Origin of the sequence: Glaesserella australis (genome assembly GCF_003260095.1) — a bacterium.
GTDB lineage: Bacteria > Pseudomonadota > Gammaproteobacteria > Enterobacterales > Pasteurellaceae > Glaesserella > Glaesserella australis.
Genome location: NZ_PTPX01000014.1, coordinates 62021 through 81350, shown reverse-complemented (window position 1 = coordinate 81350; position 19330 = coordinate 62021). Strand labels below are relative to the sequence as shown.

Sequence of the window (19330 nt, the reverse complement as noted above, 5' to 3'; positions counted from 1 at the left end):
TTTTACGCATAAAATGGACACACGCAGTGTGTCCCTACTAATTTTGAAATAAAAGGATCCTATGTCCCAACCCCGTTTTGTTCACCTAAAAGTTCACAGTGATTTCTCGATGATTAACGGCTTAGCCAAAGTGAAGCCGTTGGTCAAAACTTGCGTTGCCAACAATATGGTGGCAATGGCATTGACCGATTTTACGAACTTTTGCGGTTTGGTGCGGTTTTATGGTGAAGCGTTAGGGGCTGGGGTGAAGCCGATTGTCGGAGCGGACGTGGTGGTGCGTACCGAGCCTGACAGCGATGAGCTGTTTGAACTCACTTTATTGGCAAAAAACAATACTGGCTATCACAACATTACCCTTTTACTTTCAAAGGCTTATCAACAAGGCTATGTCGAATTTCCGATTGTGGAAAAAGCGTGGTTGGCGGAACATAATGATGGCATTATTTTGCTTTCAGGCGGTCGCAATGGTGATGTCGGCAAGGCGTTACTCAAAGAAAATTTGCTTGAAGCGGAACAGTTACTCGCGTTTTATCAGCAACATTTCCCGAACCATTATTACCTTTCCCTTTGTCGAACAGGGCGTGCTGACGAAGAACGTTATATTCAACAAGCGGTCACTTTCTCACAAAAATTTGCCATTCCGCTGGTGGCTGTCAATGATGTGATGTTTTTAAAACAGGACGATTTTGAAGCCCACGAAATCCGTGTCGCCATTCACGACAGCTTTACCCTAGACGATCCGAAACGTCCGCAAAAGTATTCGGAACAGCAATACTTCCGTTCCGAAGAAGAGATGTGTCGCCTGTTTGCCGACTTACCCCAAGCCCTTGACAATACCTTGCTAATTGCTCAACGCTGTAATGTGACGATTCGCTTGGGTGAGTATTTTTTACCGAATTTCCCGACAGGTGAGCTTTCAACCGAAGACTTTTTAGTGAAAAAAGCCCGTGAAGGTTTGGAAGAACGGTTGGCGTTTCTGTTCCCTGATCCTGATGTTCGAGCAAGCAAGCGGTCAGTTTATGATGAAAGATTGCAAGTTGAACTTGATGTGATCAACCAAATGGGCTTTCCAGGTTACTTCTTGATTGTAATGGAGTTTATCCAGTGGTCGAAAGATAACGATATTCCTGTTGGTCCAGGACGTGGCTCGGGGGCAGGATCGTTGGTGGCGTATGCCTTGAAAATTACCGATTTAGATCCCCTTGAGTTTGATCTTCTTTTTGAGCGTTTTTTAAACCCTGAACGTGTCTCAATGCCTGACTTTGACGTGGATTTCTGTATGGACGGTCGAGATCGGGTGATTGAACACGTCTCTGAAACCTATGGTCGCCAAGCCGTTTCGCAGATTATCACCTTTGGTACAATGGCGGCGAAAGCGGTAATCCGAGATGTTGGGCGTGTGTTAGGACACCCTTACAGCTTTGTGGATCGAATTTCCAAACTCATTCCGCCTGATCCAGGTATGACGCTGGCGAAAGCCTTTGATGTTGAGCCGAAATTGCCTGAACTTTACGATACTGATGAAGAAGTCAAAGCGTTGGTGGATATGGCTCGTAAGCTCGAGGGCGTTACCCGAAATGCAGGAAAACACGCTGGGGGCGTGGTGATTGCCCCAACGGCGATCACCGATTTTTCACCGTTATATTGCGACAGTGAGGGCTTGCACCCTGTTACCCATTTCGATAAAAATGATGTGGAATATGCAGGCTTAGTGAAGTTTGACTTCTTAGGCTTGCGGACGCTCACCATTATTAAATGGGCGTTGGAAATGATCAATCAACGCCTTGAGCGAGAGGGCAAAGAGCCTGTACGGATTGAGAGCATTCCCCTTGATGATGAAAAAGCATTCAAATTGCTGAAAGCGGCGAAAACCACAGCGGTGTTCCAGCTAGAGTCCCGTGGAATGAAAGATCTGATTTCACGACTTCAGCCGAGTAACTTTGAAGATATTATTGCGTTGGTAGCCCTGTTCCGTCCTGGTCCGCTTGAATCGGGAATGGTGCAGAACTTTATCGACCGTAAACACGGCAAAGAGCAGATTGCGTATCCTGATGCCCAATATCAGCACCCGTCTCTACAACCGATTTTAGAGCCGACTTACGGCATTATCGTCTATCAAGAGCAGGTAATGCAGATTGCACAGGTGTTGGCAGGCTATACGTTGGGCGGAGCGGACTTATTGCGTCGTGCAATGGGTAAGAAAAAGCCTGAAGAAATGGCGGCTCAACGGGCGACTTTTGAAGAGGGAGCGAAAAAGCAAGGTATTGACGGCGAGTTGGCGATGAAAATTTTCGACTTGGTGGAAAAATTCGCAGGCTATGGCTTTAACAAATCGCACTCGGCGGCTTATGCGTTGGTCTCTTACCAAACCTTATGGCTCAAAACCCACTATCCTGCGGAGTTTATGGCGGCGGTAATGACTTCCGAGATGGACAACACCGATAAAATCGTTGGCTTTTATGATGAATGTATCAATATGGGCTTAACCGTGGTGCCGCCTGATATTAACAGCGGAAAACACCGTTTTAGCGTCAATGAAAAAGGCGAAATTGTCTATGGCTTAGGGGCAATCAAAGGCGTGGGCGAAGGCCCGATAGATGCGATGTTAGACGCTCGTAACAAAGACGGGATTTTCAAAGATCTGTTCGATCTGACCGCTCGTGTCGATTTGCGAAAAGTAAACCGCCGCACCTTTGAAGGCTTAATTATGGCTGGGGCGTTTGACAAGCTCGGTCCACACCGTGCGGCGTTAATGAAGAATTTAGAAGATGCCCTGAAAGCGTCCGATCAACATAGCAAAATGGAAGCCTTAGGGCAAAGCGATATGTTCGGTGTGTTAACCGAAACTCCCGAAGAAGTGCAAAATGCCTATGCCAACACGCCGAAATGGACGGAACAAACCATTTTGGACAATGAAAAAGCAACTTTAGGCTTATATTTGAGCGGACATCCTGTCGGACGCTTTTTAAAAGAGCTTTCCCATTATGCTCCAAATAAATTAAATGAAGTTCAGCCGACTTATCGTGGGCAAACCACCACAGTGGCAGGCTTGATTATGGGAGCCAGAATTGCGACCACCAAAAAAGGTAATCGTCTCGGTATTGCCACTATTGAAGACCGTTCGGGCAAAATGGATTTAACGCTCTTTTCAGAAGCCCTTGAAAACTATGGCGATCTGCTACAAAAAGATCAGATTATTATCGCTACAGGTTCGGTGCAACACGATGATTTCAGTGGCGGCTTAAAAATGGCGGTGCGTGAGATGATTACCCTTGACGAAGCCCGTAGCCGTTATGCAAGAAGTTTGGCGTTGGCGATTAAACAAGAACAGCTTTCTGCAAAATTTGTTAAAGATCTGACCGCTATTATCGAGCCATACAAAGAGGGAACACTACCGCTTCACTTTTACTATGAAAGCCCTGAAGGACGAGTCTTACTACGAAGTGGTATTGAATGGCGGGTTACACCAAAAGAAGCTATGCTAATACAATTAAAATCCTTTCTAGGTGAAAGTGCCGTAGAATTGGAGTTTGAATAGATATGAGAATATTATGTTGCGTTTAATTTACACCTTTCTTGGCTATCTTATTCAGCCTTTAGTACTTTTTTTTATGTGGAAAAAAGGTGGGAAGTCACCAGATTACCGTAAACGATTGAATGAACGCTATGGCTTTTATAGTGGCGAAATAAAGCCTCAAAAACAAGGCATTGTCGTTCACGCTGCTTCTGTTGGAGAAGTTATTGCAGCAACGCCACTGATTAAAGCTATTCAAGAAAAATATCCAAGCTTAGCGATTACAGTAACAACCGTTACCCCCACAGGCTCTGCGCGTGTAGATGCGGCATTTGGAGATTCAGTTCACCATCTTTACTTGCCTTATGACTTACCTGATGCAATTAAACGATTCCTAGATTTCGTGGAACCTAAACTGGTCATTGTCATTGAAACTGAGCTTTGGCCAAATTTAATTAGGCAAATTCATCAAAGAAATATCCCCTTTGTGATTGCTAATGCTCGTCTTTCTCCGCGTTCTGCAAAGCGTTATGGTTGGATAAAATCTTACCTTCAAACGATGTTTAGCGAAATTGATCTGATTTTAGCGCAAGATAAAGTCAGTGCAGATCGCTATATTTATTTAGGTTTTAATGCCAATCACTTAGTTAATACTGGAAATCTGAAGTTTGACTTAGAAATTACAGACTTGCAGAGAGCAAAGGTAAAAGAAGCGGAGCAACAACTTCAGTTGACTACTCGTCCAGTATGGATAGCGGGAAGTACGCATGAAGGTGAAGAGAAAATGTTGCTTGAAGCACATCAACAACTTGTTAAAACATACCCTGATTTAGTGCTTATTTTAGTCCCAAGGCATCCTGAACGATTTGATGATGTCGAAAATTTATTACAAAAAATGCAAGTTAGCTATGTGACACGTTCTTCAGGAGTACCACTCCAACGTACAACATCTGTTTTACTGGGTGATACCATGGGAGAAATGATGCTACTTTATGGGCTTGCCCAAGTTGCTTTTGTTGGTGGAAGTTTAGTCAAACATGGTGGGCATAACCCATTAGAACCAATCGCGTTTGAACTTCCAGTCATTTCAGGTGTACATACTTTTAACTTTCCTGAGATTTTTGCAAAATTACGAGAAGTCAAAGGGGTAATTGAAATTAAAAGCGATGTATCCGCGATTGTTGAAGCGGTTAACTATTTTTTTGAACATCCTGAACTTGGAAAATCTATTAGCCAAGCAGGATTTGAAGTACTTAAAGAAAACCAAGGTGCGCTCTCTCGTCATCTTGAATTGCTTTCTCCCTATTTAGAAAAATGATATGCAACAAACAGTAATTTATGCAGGGACTTTTGATCCCATTACAAATGGACATTTAGATATTATTCAGCGTGCGAGCAAACTTTTTGATAAAACTATCGTTGCCGTAGCTTACAATCCATCCAAACAACCACTTTTTACACTCGAACAACGCGTAAACTTAGTGAAAGAAAGTTGCAAAATGTTCAATAATGTTGAAGTGATTGGATTTAGTGGATTGCTCGTTGATTTTGCTAAACAGCACAATGCCACCAGCCTTATACGAGGTATTCGTGGGGCGGATGATATAGAGTATGAAATTCAGCTTGCTCAGCTTAATCAAAAACTCTCTGGTCATTTAGAAACCATTTTCCTACCGCCAGCGGTGGAGTGGCGTTACCTTTCATCGACAATGGTCAGAGAAATTTACCGACACAATGGTAATGTCGAGCAATTTGTACCTCAGCCCGTTATAGATGCTCTCAAGCGGTTAGATTAAGCCAATATTTTGTAAATGAAGGAAAGAACAGATGAGCCAACAAGATAAACAAAATTTAATTTGGATCGATCTCGAAATGACGGGGCTTGATCCTGAAAAAGAACGTATCATTGAAATTGCCACTATTGTTACCGACAAAGATCTCAATATCCTTGCCGAAGGGCCAGTATTGGCTGTGCACCAAAGTGATGAGCTATTAAATAAAATGAGTGATTGGTGTGTCAAAACTCATACAGAGAATGGGCTTGTTGAGCGAGTTAAACAAAGTAAATTAACCGAACGAGCCGCTGAATTACAAACCATTGATTTCTTAAAAAAATGGGTGCCCAAAGGCGCTTCACCGATTTGTGGAAATAGTATTGCTCAGGATAAACGTTTTCTTTATAAGTATATGCCTGATTTAGCCGATTACTTCCATTATCGTCATTTAGATGTGAGTACCTTAAAAGAGTTGGCAAGCCGTTGGAAACCTGAGATGCTCAAACAATTTAATAAAAAAAATACCCATTTAGCTCTAGATGATATAAAAGAATCTATTGAAGAACTAAAATTTTATCGTACTCACTTTATTAATTTAGATTAACTATTTATGCTTTCATTTTATTTTGCGACCGAAGAAGAAATGCTCAACTTTGGTCATACTTTTGCTTTAACGCTAAAAGATCATTTAGCGAAAGAGCCATCTGCATCGTTTGTGATTTATTTAAATGGAGAACTTGGTGCAGGTAAAACGACGCTAACTCGTAGTATTGTCAAAGCCTTTGGGCATACTGGAAATGTGAAAAGCCCAACTTATACATTAGTTGAAGAATACAACTTATCCCCTTTTTCTTTGTATCATTTCGACTTATACCGTTTAAGTGATCCAGAAGAATTAGAATTTATGGGGATTCGAGACTATTTCCGTCCACAAACGCTTTGTCTACTTGAATGGGCAACGCGTGGTGAAGGTATGATCCCAGATGCAGATTTCATTATTCAAATTGACTATGCTGATAATGGAAGAAATCTCCATTTATTACCACAAACCGAAACTGCAAAACAAATTTTAGTAAATTATTCAAAAAATTAGACCGCTTGGGATACGTTATGCAAAAGTTATTACGCTATTTTTTCCTTGTTACCTTATTTACAAGCTTTTCTGTACAAGCAAAACTAACTATCGCTATTGATGCTGGCCATGGTGGTAAAGACCCAGGCGCTATTGGTAAAAATTTAGGGATTAAGGAAAAAGAAGTCACCCTTGCGATTGCAAAAGAATTAAAAGCTTTATTAGATGCAGATCCTAATTTTAAAGCAGTCATGACACGTAAAGGGGATTATTTTATTCAACTGCCTGAACGGACTGAAATTGCACGTAAAAACAAAGCAAACTATCTTGTCTCTATCCATGCCGATTCATCGCCAAGTTCTGATAATTTGCGTGGTGCATCTGTTTGGGTTTTATCGAACCGTAGAGCTAATGATGAGTTAGGAAAATGGCTAGAAGATCACGAAAAACAATCTGAATTACTCGGAGGCGCAGGTTCAGTATTATCAAATAATCAGGAACGTTATCTCAACCAAACTGTACTCGATCTCCAATTTTCACATTCACAACGTTCAGGTTACGAATTAGGGAAAACGGTATTAGGAAAAATGAGAAACATCACTCAACTTGCTAAAAATTCACCTCAGCATGCAAGTCTGAGCGTATTACGCTCTCCTGATATTCCTTCTATTTTAGTTGAAACCGGTTTTTTATCTAATGCAACGGAAGAGCAAAAATTAGCAACAAAAGCCTATCGCCGCCAAGTTGCTCAAGCTATTTACCAAGGTTTGGTAGATTATCGTCGTAAATTGCCAAATCAAGGCAATAAAGCCGTTTATAAAGAGATAAAAACTGAGAGAAAATCTGATGAGAAAGTAACAAAAACATCAGAAAAATCAGTCTCTAAAGAGACTGAAAAGAAATCCAAAACAGATGACAATAAATCAACCAAAGACAAAACATCTTCAAAAGAGAAAGTACAATCAGCAGTAGAAAAAACGAAAAGTACTACGACGAATAAAAAAGAGAGTTCAAAAGAAGCTAAAGAGATAAAATCAACCAAAACAGAAAAAGGTGAAAAAATTGTTAATCCAAATGCCTCTTTCCATGTGGTACAACAAGATGAAACACTTTACTCTATTGCGAGAATGTATAAAACTACCCCTGAAAAATTAAGTCAATTAAACAATATTAAGGAAAATAAAATTGTCGTTGGCAAGAAGTTAAAATTGAAATAAATCAAAATAGCAACCGATTGGTTGCTATTTTTTTAGCAATTTGAATGGGAGCACATTTTATTTTTAATCTCTTTTGTAAAATAAAGCTGTATTAGTTATTTCTTGGAGGCTAACATGGCAGATTCCCGTTATGCTTCATTGAAGAAGCTCACCCAATATCCCCTTGCCCTAGCAAGAAAACGTAAAGTTTTATTCTTTGTTTTTTCAATTCTATTTGCCTTTATTATGGCAAATATGCTTTCAGACTCAACATTTACACAAACCCAAAATCAAGTACTCTTTTTACTTTTCTTTGCCATTTGTCTGTGGGTAACCGAGGCAATTCCACCATTTTCTGTAGGTATTCTTATTATTGGTTTTCTCGTTTTAATTATGGGACAAGAAGATGCAAAAAATGCCATGAAATATCTGCAGACATGGTCTGATAGCGTCATTTGGCTATTTCTAGGCGGTTTCTTTTTAGCTGAAGCGATGAAAAAAACCAATCTAGATAGCTTATTACTCAAACATCTTCTCCCCAAATTTGGAAAAGATCCAAGAAATGTATTATGGGGATTAATGTTTATTACGGCATTAATGTCAATGTTTATGAGTAATACAGCAACCACCGCAATGATGATTGCCACAATTAGCCCTATTTTCGTTAATTTAGACAAGAAAGCGAATTTATCTCGAGCGCTATTATTAGGTATTCCTGCAGCTGCATCTATTGGTGGTATGGGAACAATCATCGGATCACCCCCTAATGCCATTGCTGTCGGCGCATTAGAAAATGCTGGCTATTCTGTGAGTTTCTTAGAATGGATGCTCATCGGTACACCTATCGCTTTTGTATTACTTTATACTTTTTGGCGTGTGCTTGTTATACGCTATCGCATCAAAGAACAGGCTGAACTTCAATTAGATTTTATAACCAATATCCCTGAAAGCAACTCAGAGGAAGAAAAAACACAAAAATGGATCGTCCTTGCTATCTTAAGTATTACACTCTTCTGTTGGCTCACATCTAAATGGATCGGTATGCCTGTTGCCGCTGCTGCAGGTATTCCTATTGTGGGATTAACCATGCTTGGGGTGCTAGATGGTGATGATATTCGTAAACTACCTTGGGATACATTAATGCTCGTGGCTGGCGGTTTAGCATTAGGCTTAGCAATTGAAGAACAAAATATTGCTTCACACTATGTTGAAAAAATCAGTCATTTAAATGTAGGCTTTGTATCTTTAATGATCCTATTTGTAAGCTGTCGATTTATTTTGCATAGTTTTGCAAATCATTTTGCATAGCCGTAAGCACAAAAGTTATGCAAAATAAACTGAAAACAAACGCCCTTTAAATCATCATTAAAGGGCGTTTGAATTTAGAATTTATAAACCATATTATCCTCATACTTGCCGTTATAACTTGCTGAGGTTTGTACTACGACACGTTGCGTATCATAAAAAGCCTGCCAGTTGTCCCATTTGTCTTCGACCATTGCATCAATAAAGCGGATAAACTCGCTTTTGGTCGAACTAAAGAACACACATAAGGTGGTTTTGTTAGGTGAATTAGCCGCAGGAAATCCACCAAATCAAAATAACGCTCTTGCTTGTAGCTCTCTTGATGTGTGCAGAGATACGGTGGGTCAAGCACTAACAGCGTGTTAGGTTGCCCGGTAAAGCATGGCACAAGTTGATGAAATGACTCTCGTACAATCTCCACACCGTCTAAATAGCCATCTGCGGTTGGGTAATCGCTTTGGCGGACGCAATGCCAGAAATTTTGTTTGTACAGCTCATCAAAAGTGCTAACTTGTTGACCGCTAAACGCCAACCAGCTGCATAAAATATGCAGGTCTTTATAACCTTGAAATGCTTCAATCGCTTCAATAATTTGCAATTTTTTGGCATTATCTAACCGCTTGTATTTAGGAGTGGCAGCCACTAAATCGGCGATAATACGGCGTAGCCGGTTAATATCATCAATGTGCTGTAAACGCTCGCTGTAATTATCGTAATCGTTGTAAATCACACGGGCTTTGGGTTTGAGCCGTTTGGCGGTATGCGAAAGCAATCCACTACCACCAAACACATCAACAATCGTCCAACCCTCACCATCATTTGGGATATTGTTTAGCACTTGCTCAAAATGCTTTAAAAACATCCGCTTCTGCCCAATAAATGGTAGCGGAGCCTGTTTAATGTAGGCTACACTTTTGCTTGCTTGCTTGCTTGCCAGTATTTTGCTCTTTTTCCATTATCGCAACATCTCCTTTTTATTTAAAATCACAGCCAACTTACAATTCCAGCCAACTGATTCTAGTTTACTTTTTTAATTTATTGTCTTAATGCATAAGTAAAATCAGTTATCCAATACCCCCTCGCTCAATATTATTAGCATACACATCTGATTCAGCAGAATACTGTAAGTATCCTTGTCTTGCTCCGTACATGAAATTATTAGTGATAACTCGATTGCCCTGGCTCGTATCGCCTCCAATAATATATGAGGGTCGAACTTCTCCATCATTACGAATTAAATTGCCAGAAATAATATGGCTTTGATTATTGAGCTTAATAACTGGGAAATTATTATCCGCATTTTGAGATGCATAAGACATGATGTTCCCAGTAATTGAACATAGCTCATTTGTATTTCCGCCCCCAGAAAAATAGATGACTTCTTCACCGATTGAATTAAAGTTATTATTACTAATAATTGCCTCTTCGGCAGGTAAATTTAAGTACACTGCCTTAGCACCAACATCATTAATTTTATTAAGGGAGATAATCCCTTTATATAATGACGTTCGGATGGCGTAGTTTGTAATATTTTTAAAAATATTACTTACAATGACTGGCTGAACATCAGACGAATTGTCGTTATAAAATCCATTATCGCTGTCCACAATTAAATTGTTTGAAAATGCTATGTTATATGCCCCTCCAGAAAAATTATTAAATAGTGCATAAGTCACTTCTCTAAAGGTGTTATTTGACACTTGTATATTACTTGACCAGTTCGCAACAGAGACAGCTTGAATATTTTGTCTGTTTTGCGTACCTAAGAAAGTGTTGCCACTAATAATAATATCTTCGGGTGCTACATTTTTACTAGAGCCTTGCCAAATTTTAATACCAATTCCGATAGTATTGTCGGGACTTACTACGGAGATATTATTATTGGCTACGACAACCCTTTTAATGTTTCGGCTTAGCGATATACCGCTACCCCATACTGTTCTTATTTTATTGCCGCGTATTCTGATATTTTCGATAACTTTGTTTTCGCTAGTTGAATCAAAAACAATCCCGTAATCCTGTACATCAAAATTACAATTAGATACGGTGATGTTGTTCGATAAACCGCCTATACCAATACCTACTGTTACTCCTTCAGGTTTGATATACCCGAATTCGCAATTATCAATCAATATATCAGACACTCCTACCATGCTGATTCCACCATCAAATTTTGATTCTGCATCAAAGGAGATATTTTTAATTGTAATATTTTTTTCACCTCCCCCTGTTTTATAAGCCGAATTTTTAAATGCATGACTTACCCCATGTTTTATGATTGTTAATCCAACACCAGCACCGTTAATATTAGTGTTTGATTTCAGCAATAATGGGTTGGTTATTTTGTACACGCCTTGAGGATAATAGACGTTATTATGTGATCTATGAGCCGCATTCAGAGATGTTGTGTCATCAGAGGAACCATCGCCCATTGCCCCAAAATCAGTCACAGAGACATAACCATTTTTAATGACCCGTTTCCATCGTCCCGCATTATTATCAACAACAATACACGAACCACCATTATCAGGCGTAATCATATCTTTCAAGTCAGCTACAAACTCACCACCACCCGTAGTGCCATTTTCATAATAGCTATCGACCAAAATCCGCTGACCATGCTCTGTCGGGCGGATAGTGCGTAATTCGGCAACTGATTTACAACGACCCACGAGTTTGTAGCCATCAGGATTGGCTAATTCGTTAAAATTATCACGAGTAGCATCGCCCGCAATTTTCTTGATTGCTTTAGCTACCTGATCAAGTTGTTCATTATTTGCTTCGATTCCCGCTTCAGTAAGTACACTGTGCAATTCTTGTTGGGTATTGATAACCGAATCTTGGACGTTATTCAAAAATTCAGCAGTCACAATCGTGCCATATTCGCCTGTTGCAGGATTACCATCTTTAAAACGCTGTGTGGGAGTATTGATTGGATTCATTACTTTTTTCACTAAAAATCTCCTAAATATCTGACCCACACACGACTAAATGCAGGTTTGACTTCTTCCAATAAACTTTCTAATACAGGGTCTCTATATCGCCCCATCAATGCATCGCCAGCTTTTGATATACCAGCTCTAAAACGTTCGTAGTCATCTGTCGGGTTGCAAACATCCACAAAGAATGTCCACATAATATCTTTGTGCCAAAGCATATCCCCAGTTCGACTAATCCCTGCAATAAATGGCTGAGGTTCGTTAATTTTTATGCAGTAGCCCAAATCTTTAGCAACTTGAGTGATGTACCCAATCGACAACCCTCCAAGCTGATTTAACTTCGCAATCACTCGCTCAATTCGAATTTCAAGCGGCAGAGAGCTATTTGCCGTTAAGCCGCAAACTCGCTCCCAGTCGTCGATAAAAATGCCGCTTGATACATCAACGGCATCGGTTAAGGTCTTGGCACGGGCATCAATGCGATCTAATTCCCGCCCTTCAACTTCGAGGGATAACGCCAGCCACCTGCCGTTTAGGTCATACGATACAGGCGGTAATAAACCGCCCAATGCCTTGCCGTGTTTAGAGTTAATCGTTACCATCACATCAACTCCACATTCACATTGCCTAACCTAAACCAGCCCATTTCACGGTAAGCATCAATCGTCTGATTTCGGGTCGGTTGTACAATTTCACGATCTACCACACCAACCAAATCACTAATCACCGCCTCAATTTGCGAGATAATTAAGGTGTCAGCGGGTTTGAGGGAGAGGAAGTAATTTGCCAAAGCGTTTTCGATTTCCACCTTCACCACGTCCAGCGTAGTATCTGAATCAAGTTGCACTCTGATTTCAAAATCCACTTGCTTTTCCACTGGTTTCAGCACATAAACCGACTTCGCTGTAACAGGGCGGACTGCGTCGATATAAGCCTGTACAGCTTGCACAATTTCATCGCTTGGCACAGTGTCGCCAGAGGTGATCGCAATATCCACAGTGCCTTCACCTCGTCTTAAGGGGTAAACAAATGCTGAGGTCACACCATCAATACTTTCTGCCCATTGACGAAAGTCATTTTTGTTACCCCCTGAAGGAGGGCGACGAATACGCTCTAATAATCTAGTTAATAACTCTGCATCACTTTCTGCTTCTGTCCCACCAGTTATATCTGCAAGTAAAAGACATTCTGTTGATATACCTACTGGTGCGGCCATAAATATTGCTTTTTTTTCCGATTTAACATTACTCGATGAGCCTGTTGCTAGAGCAATTACCTTTACTATTGCAAAACCATCAGCATTAATAACAGCATTGGATCTTGTAGCGTAATAAAAATTACTATTTTTAATCTGTAAATTCTCGGTTACTATAGCCCCCACTTGTCCAAACACTTTTAAGGTGCCACTTGCGTATGTTGCATTTTTACGATAAATCTTTCGAAGAGATGCGTGCATTTCGAGATAATCGGAGTCGGCGGTATCAGGAAAGGCTTGTCGCACAATCCATTTTTGGTGGGCGTAGAGCCCCGAAAGACAAGATGCAAGTGCAGAAGCTCGCACGTAGTAATCGGAATCGACCTCAATATCTGCCGTCGGGTCGAGCGAGCGAATATCTCTTAAAATATCCGCTCGAATTTCTTCAAGAGTTGGGGTAATAAACGCCATTTAAAGCCCTTTTAAACAAGTTTTACAGGGTGTTCAAATTTAAAGGTGTTGCCCCTGTTATCGGTAACTGAAATATAGAGACGCAATATGCCACCAGCTGGTTGTTCATAACTGACCTCGATAGCTGAAGCTCTACCGTCATTAATAAGCGGTTGTAATGCTTCTTCGGCATATTGCTGCGCCAATCTGCCAATATTTGGCAAATCTTTTTCACGTTGAAGAGTATGGAGCAGAGAACCTACACGCCCATCTGCCCACCAAGAGCCTAAAGGTGTAGTCAATCTGATATACACGGCATTTTGCAGTGTACTGATTCGTTTAGATGTGTAGTCTCCCGTGAGCGGGCTGATTTCTCTGTCCATATTGCTATGTTAGAGCGTTTGAGGAAATGAAAGAGAGTGATAGGGTTCAGTGAGGGATAAGCGGTCTTATTTGTACAAACTTTTGCAAATTCGACCGCTTGTAAAATTAGATAGGCGAAGAGGTTGGTTTACCATCGCCTTGTTCGGTGTGTAAGTGGCTTCTGAGTGAAGTCCCATTGGCAGTTACATCGCCATCTGTTGTAAAACCACCAGAGGTTTGGGTAATATCGCCAGAAAATGTTGCACCATCGCCACCTTGAACACTTAATCCACCATTGCCCGTAAATTGCCCTTGCGCAATTAACTTCTGCGAGGTTTCAAGTATTGGGGTGTTAAATTTTGCTTCTTGTGTTGCATTTACGCTATATTTTTTACATTTTAGCACAAACTCATCACAATCTACTTCAATCATTCGCCCCGCCTTTAAGACGATAGTTGAACCTGACTGATCATAGATTGCCACTTCGCCACTTTTTAAGTTTTTAACCCGAAAAGCCCCATTTTCTGTGGCGATGATAATACTGTGTGTGGTTTTACCACCAACAGGCAAAACCACTACTTGCGAACCCGCTGGCGGAGCAGACGTAAAACCAAAATGTTGCATTAGTTCCACATCAGAAAGCAACTCATCAGCTAAACCTGTTACTTGTGCTTTAGAGATGTTATCTTTAGTTGAGACTACCGTAAGCACACCTCTGAAAGCATTACGCACCGCATTACCCACTTCTTGTGCAATGCCTTTTACTCTATTTGAAAGTCGTCGCATTACTCTTCTAACCCCAACACAATTTCTTCTGCTCTTGCTTTTTTAGCTCTTTTCGATTTTCTTCCTTTGCGTCTTTTCGATTTAGAAGTTGAATTATCATCTTTACCTTTCTTACCTCGACGATGACGAGCTTTCTCGGATTTATCAGGATAAGCATCGGGCGTCCAAACACCATCTTGCTTGAAGCGAAGCTCGGTTTGCGTGCCACCTGTTCGAGATAACATAAATCGCCGTCCCATTAAAAAGAAAATGGCATCAATCTCATATTCTTCAATAATGATATGCACTCGTTGTCCCGTTTGCCATAATGTGCCATCTTGCATTTTATGATCAGGCACAATAATTTTTAAGCTAAACTCATCTAATTTCCAGTCTGATAACTGTTTCTTGGCGTGTTTTTTTAAAGCCTCTAAATTTTCAACATCACCTAAAACGACAGTCTTGGGTTTGTAAACTTGCATTGACGTGTCTTTCCAAACCCACTTTAGGTCGTTTTTGTTATCATCATCTAATTTGCCGTGCGTTTGTCCTAAAAAGGTTACTTCGCTATATCGTTGCGACACATCAAAAGTAACTTGTGCTTCACTAAAGTTATTTTTCTCGCCATTTTTCATACAACAAAGCGTTGCCACGGGTGGAGAGGAATAATCTGCGCCACCGATAATCAGAATGCCATCAGCACTAAACCAAGGATGCAAACCAGCGGAATTTGCACACCGCTTAATCGCTTCCCACGCTGTTTCGCCAATATCTATATCAACTTTATCCAGTTTTGGGTTACTTTCCGCTTTTAACTCAATATTTTTAATACCAAGAGGTGTAGCTATCTTTCTCACTGCATCGATCAATGTTAAACCTTTCACATTGGTAATCGGTGCTGAACAATCTAACAAGATAGAGGCGTAATCACGCCCATTGATATTATATGTACGTTGCCCTTTCTTTAAATTATGCTCTGTGGTATCAACAATGCCAGTCATTACCAACGAACCATTAATAAATACTTTTGCCGATTTTCCTGCAAAGTTTGGCAGAACATTATTATCACTTGCCACACCTAACTCAAAACTAAAAGCATCAGCAGGAATGAGAAAATCGCTATCTATATCATAACTTTTCCAATGGTGATGTACTGCACCATCAATTTCTACTTCAATTCTATTTGGCGTAAGCATTTAGCAAGTCTCCCTCTTTAATAAAATTCGGCAAACGAATGGTAGGATTCAGTAATAAGAGTTCATCTGCTCGGGTGTAATCGCCATAGAATGCGTGAGCGATTTGATGAATAGTGCCATTCAACGGACTACTCCGCACCATTAATGGCGGTTTACGGTTGATTGCTGCAATAACAAGTGCCGAAAAATCGTGCGTAGTTTGGCGTAGCGATTCAATTAATGCTTCGCTCGTTTCATAAATTGCTGTGGTTTTCGCACTCGGCTCAACTTCCATATCAGCTCGCTGTGAAGCTCGAATTTTATTAATTAGACCAAGTGCCTCAATTCTTACCGCATAATTTAATGCCTCAAGTTCATAAGTAATTAACGTATCTTGTTCATCTTCAATTAGAAGCACAGCAAACTCGGTAAATTTACTAAAGGCAATAAGGTCAAGCATCATAGATAACTCGGCAACATCACTATGCTTCAGTTTAACCGTTTTGGAACGGTTAAGCGTTTCATCTTCGGAAATAGCCTGTGGGATTGCTTTCATATTTGCCACCGCCTCTGTCATATTCCGTAAGCGAGCCTGAAAGGTAAGCGCAGAACGCTGAGAGGTTGTCTCAAGCCCAATTTCTACCATTTCTTTTAATTGCATCATTGCCTCACTGGCTTGCGTATTAAACTTGGTTTTAGAAGCTGTGCCCGAAATATGGTATTTCTTGTTATCCAATCCGAACAATGTTCTCACACTTTCAAATGTGGCGTACAACCCACCCCATAAGCCTAGCACTCTCGCTTTCCAGTTTGCACCAGCACTTGCCGCATTCATCACGGCAGACCAATAATCACTTCCTGCTTCGAAAACCGCTTCCAATTCAGCAATGAGGTTATCAATCTTACTTAAAATGGCAGACTCGAACACAAAGATAGGCGTAGGTTCACCAGCCTCTTTAAAACTCAAGTCCAAAGCACAATAATTCACGTTTTCAGCATCAAAACGAATTGATGCGGAAGCACACACCATATTTGGCATTCGACCTAAAATAGGGTGTACAAGCACGCCTGCACCTTGCTGTTGCAATACGTTAAGGAATTTTTTAAGGTCTGTGTAAAACCCTTCGCCATTAAAAATGGCTTGCATTTGAACATTGTGGGCATTTAAGCCCATATCTTCTAAATCTTCGCCATTTACATAGGGATAGCTATGGCTTACGAGCGCTCGGTCAAAGCTATCATTGACCGAGATCGTCTCAAACTTCACACCTTTGTAAGAGGCTGTTTGCATTGGCACAATCCACATCACGCTACCCCTCGGTTCATAAAGTTAAATTGTTTCTGGGACACCTGCTCAGCGATAACATTACCATCAAGCTCTACTGTGATACGGTTATCAAGCGTATGCGTTTGCGAAGCTAAACCTGCTTGCAAACCTGCCGAAATGGTATCGCCAAAGGCTTTAAAATCAGCTTGATAGTTATTTAATACTTCTGTCGCTGAATCAACTTGCCCTTTGAGCCCATTTTGCTGACTATTCAGTTGGCTAATTTGTTTTGCCACTCCAAATAAGCCACCACTAACGGGTCTTGCTTGTTGGTTGGCTTCATAAGCCGCTACATCTTTACGGTATTGTGACAGCGTTTCATCACTTCGGAAAAATGAGTGAAAACGGCTACCAAGCACTTCTTTTTTATGCTTGTAAAGCTGTTCTGCTTGATATGTAGAATCAGCTAACTGTGCTTTACGTTCTTCTGACATTGGGGCTTGGTCTCCGTGCAACATTGTTGCAACACCAGCAACACCCGCAATGCGAGAACCCCATTTTAAGTATTTCCCCGCACCTTTCCCGCTTGTTGCCGTATCCAAAATATCACTTATACCACCGCCAACACTTTTATTTTTCCCAAGCAGAGTAATTGAGCCTGCTGCTGCAAGTGCCGCAGCTCCGATTGCAGCAACACCTGTTGCTGCACCTGCAACTGCTGTCGTTAATTCAGGATATTTATTGGCATATTCTGTCAGTTTCACGCTGGCATCGCCGAGTAAATCATTAAACCCTTTAAGGCTTTCCATTTGTGCAAATTCCGCTGCAGATTTAACCGCTTCGACTTTATGTGCATTAGTATCAGCAATCACGGCATAAGAGGTATTAATCGCACCTTGACTATTTTGCACTTGGCTGTTTACCTCTTTTCCCAACTGCACGTTATTACGAATACCAAGCAATGCCATCAGGGCTTGTTGATCAGAAACAATTTCAGCGATTGCCGAACCCTCAAAGAGTTTTGCCATTTCAGTTAAGATTTTTTGTTGATCTTCTTTCTTTGCGGTTTTTAACTTTTCTTGTAATGCCTTGTAACCATCATTACCACTTACAACCTGATCCATAATAGACATAAACGCCTCAAGTGAATTTTTCCCTTGAGATTTATATGCTTCCATTGATTTGAGATAGTTAATTTCCCTTAATTTCCCGTTTTTATCTTTATATTCAATCTTTGAAAAACGTTCTGCGGTCTCTTTTGCTGTTATTTTGCCTAAGAGATTAGATAGATTATTACCGGCTTCATCATTTGTACCTGCTGTTACTCGTGCTTGTTGATTGGCAACTAATAAAGTCTGAAAGCCCTCAAGCCCAGTTAGCCCCATTGCATTCGCTTTTGCCATCTGTTGTGGCAACCATTTCGCCATATCACGCAATTCAAACTGTCCAGCTTGTCCAGCAGCAACTGCCATATCTAACGCTTTGCCAATATCCGCTTCCGCAATACCATTCTGTAAAGCAGATACGGTAATCGCCGCTAATTCTTCCGCACTTGCCCCTGTTGCGGTGCTTGCTTTTTGTAATGTTGGCAAAAGATTCATCGCTGTATTTGCTTTCATCCCAGAGGCTAGAAGTGCATTAAGTGATGCTAGTGCATCTTCTTTTGTACCACCGCCTGTGGTAACCGCATTTTGAACCGCCTTATTGAGTTCTTTTTTCCCCTCAATACGTCCAGCCGCATCACGATCTGAAAAAGCTGTATTTGCCACCATTGCTAAATCTCGGTCATACCCCATAGATTTTCGCACAGGGTTTGTCATTACCATTGCACCAGCAGTTGCGCCTGCAACCAGCCCCATTGCGTTTTGTCCAATGCCTGCTAATCGTTGCCCCATTGGGGTTTTACCCATTTCCGCTCGTAGCTCTCGCTCTTTTTTAATAACCTGCTCTTTGGCTCTAGCAAGATCACGAGCAGAAGCAACACCACTTTTAGCCAAAATGTCATAGGCTTGACGTGTGCGTCTAAGCTCGGCTTGTAAATCACGCTCAGCTCGTACACCGAGCGTGCGTTGTGCACTCGCTACACGCTTTGCCAACATTTCTGCTTTTGTAGCGTGTTGTTGTGCCACCTGCGCTGTTCTTTGCTTCGCTTCTTGTTGGGCGAATTCGCTTTGTTTTGTCGAGCTTTTAATCTCGTCATTTGCTCTTTTTACTTTTTTAGCAACGGCTTCAATTTGCTGACTGGCTTTATCTTCAGCTTTAATTTGTAGCTTTAAATCAAAATCTGCCATTTTTAAAAGTCCTTTAAACTTTA

General features: G+C 40.9%; 14 protein-coding genes and 2 pseudogenes. 7 read left to right on the top strand and 9 right to left on the bottom strand.

Features of this window, described 5'->3' with window-relative positions:
* The first annotated feature begins 61 nt into the window (after positions 1–61).
* The 7 genes and pseudogenes from dnaE to C5N92_RS07230 all read left to right on the top strand — a co-directional run.
* Complete coding sequence (gene dnaE / locus C5N92_RS07260) at positions 62–3538, top strand: DNA polymerase III subunit alpha (RefSeq protein ID WP_111750181.1); 3477 nt, start codon at positions 62–64, stop codon at positions 3536–3538.
* 13 nt (positions 3539–3551) lie between these two features.
* Entirely contained in the window at positions 3552–4832 is a 1281-nt protein-coding gene (gene waaA, locus C5N92_RS07255; protein WP_111750180.1) for a lipid IV(A) 3-deoxy-D-manno-octulosonic acid transferase, read from the top strand.
* A gap of 1 nt (position 4833) precedes the next feature.
* On the top strand, positions 4834–5310 hold the full coding sequence (gene coaD, locus C5N92_RS07250) for a pantetheine-phosphate adenylyltransferase (RefSeq protein ID WP_111750179.1): 477 nt from the start codon (positions 4834–4836) through the stop codon (positions 5308–5310).
* Positions 5311–5341: 31 nt separating this feature from the next.
* Positions 5342–5893: an oligoribonuclease gene (gene orn, locus C5N92_RS07245; protein ID WP_111750178.1), complete on the top strand. Its 552-nt coding sequence runs from the start codon at positions 5342–5344 to the stop codon at positions 5891–5893.
* Between the two features lie 6 nt (positions 5894–5899).
* Complete coding sequence (gene tsaE, locus C5N92_RS07240) at positions 5900–6382, top strand: tRNA (adenosine(37)-N6)-threonylcarbamoyltransferase complex ATPase subunit type 1 TsaE (protein WP_111750177.1); 483 nt, start codon at positions 5900–5902, stop codon at positions 6380–6382.
* Positions 6383–6399: 17 nt separating this feature from the next.
* A complete protein-coding gene (locus C5N92_RS07235; RefSeq protein WP_111750176.1) occupies positions 6400–7578 on the top strand; it encodes an N-acetylmuramoyl-L-alanine amidase in 1179 nt (392 codons plus the stop codon).
* 225 nt (positions 7579–7803) lie between these two features.
* A pseudogene (locus C5N92_RS07230) lies at positions 7804–8862 on the top strand (SLC13 family permease); the annotation flags it as partial.
* A gap of 77 nt (positions 8863–8939) precedes the next feature.
* Here C5N92_RS07230 and C5N92_RS07225 read toward each other — a convergent pair.
* From C5N92_RS07225 to C5N92_RS07185, 9 genes and pseudogenes are all read right to left on the bottom strand, one after another.
* A pseudogene (locus C5N92_RS07225) lies at positions 8940–9724 on the bottom strand (hypothetical protein).
* A gap of 202 nt (positions 9725–9926) precedes the next feature.
* Entirely contained in the window at positions 9927–11816 is a 1890-nt protein-coding gene (locus C5N92_RS07220) for a glycosyl hydrolase family 28-related protein (protein WP_112087441.1), read from the bottom strand.
* Positions 11816–12403, bottom strand: coding sequence for a YmfQ family protein (locus tag C5N92_RS07215; protein WP_111750174.1), 588 nt, complete (start codon positions 12401–12403; stop codon positions 11816–11818). Before C5N92_RS07215 ends, C5N92_RS07220 begins: the two co-directional genes overlap by 1 nt.
* Positions 12403–13467, bottom strand: coding sequence for a baseplate J/gp47 family protein (locus tag C5N92_RS07210; RefSeq protein ID WP_111750173.1), 1065 nt, complete (start codon positions 13465–13467; stop codon positions 12403–12405). Before C5N92_RS07210 ends, C5N92_RS07215 begins: the two co-directional genes overlap by 1 nt.
* An 11-nt stretch (positions 13468–13478) precedes the next feature.
* Positions 13479–13829, bottom strand: a complete 351-nt coding sequence (locus C5N92_RS07205) for a phage GP46 family protein (RefSeq protein ID WP_111750172.1) — start codon at positions 13827–13829, stop codon at positions 13479–13481.
* 106 nt (positions 13830–13935) lie between these two features.
* A complete protein-coding gene (locus C5N92_RS07200) occupies positions 13936–14595 on the bottom strand; it encodes a phage baseplate assembly protein V (protein ID WP_111750171.1) in 660 nt (219 codons plus the stop codon).
* Positions 14595–15770, bottom strand: a complete 1176-nt coding sequence (locus C5N92_RS07195) for a phage baseplate assembly protein (RefSeq protein ID WP_111750170.1) — start codon at positions 15768–15770, stop codon at positions 14595–14597. The genes C5N92_RS07200 and C5N92_RS07195 overlap by 1 nt, the downstream gene beginning before the upstream one ends.
* Complete coding sequence (locus C5N92_RS07190) at positions 15754–17040, bottom strand: DNA circularization protein (protein WP_238138426.1); 1287 nt, start codon at positions 17038–17040, stop codon at positions 15754–15756. The genes C5N92_RS07195 and C5N92_RS07190 overlap by 17 nt, the downstream gene beginning before the upstream one ends.
* Positions 17041–17054: 14 nt before the next feature.
* The gene (locus tag C5N92_RS07185) at positions 17055–19307 is read right to left on the bottom strand and encodes a phage tail tape measure protein (RefSeq protein ID WP_111750168.1); all 2253 of its coding nucleotides are present in this window, start codon (positions 19305–19307) and stop codon (positions 17055–17057) included.
* Positions 19308–19330 lie beyond the last annotated feature (23 nt).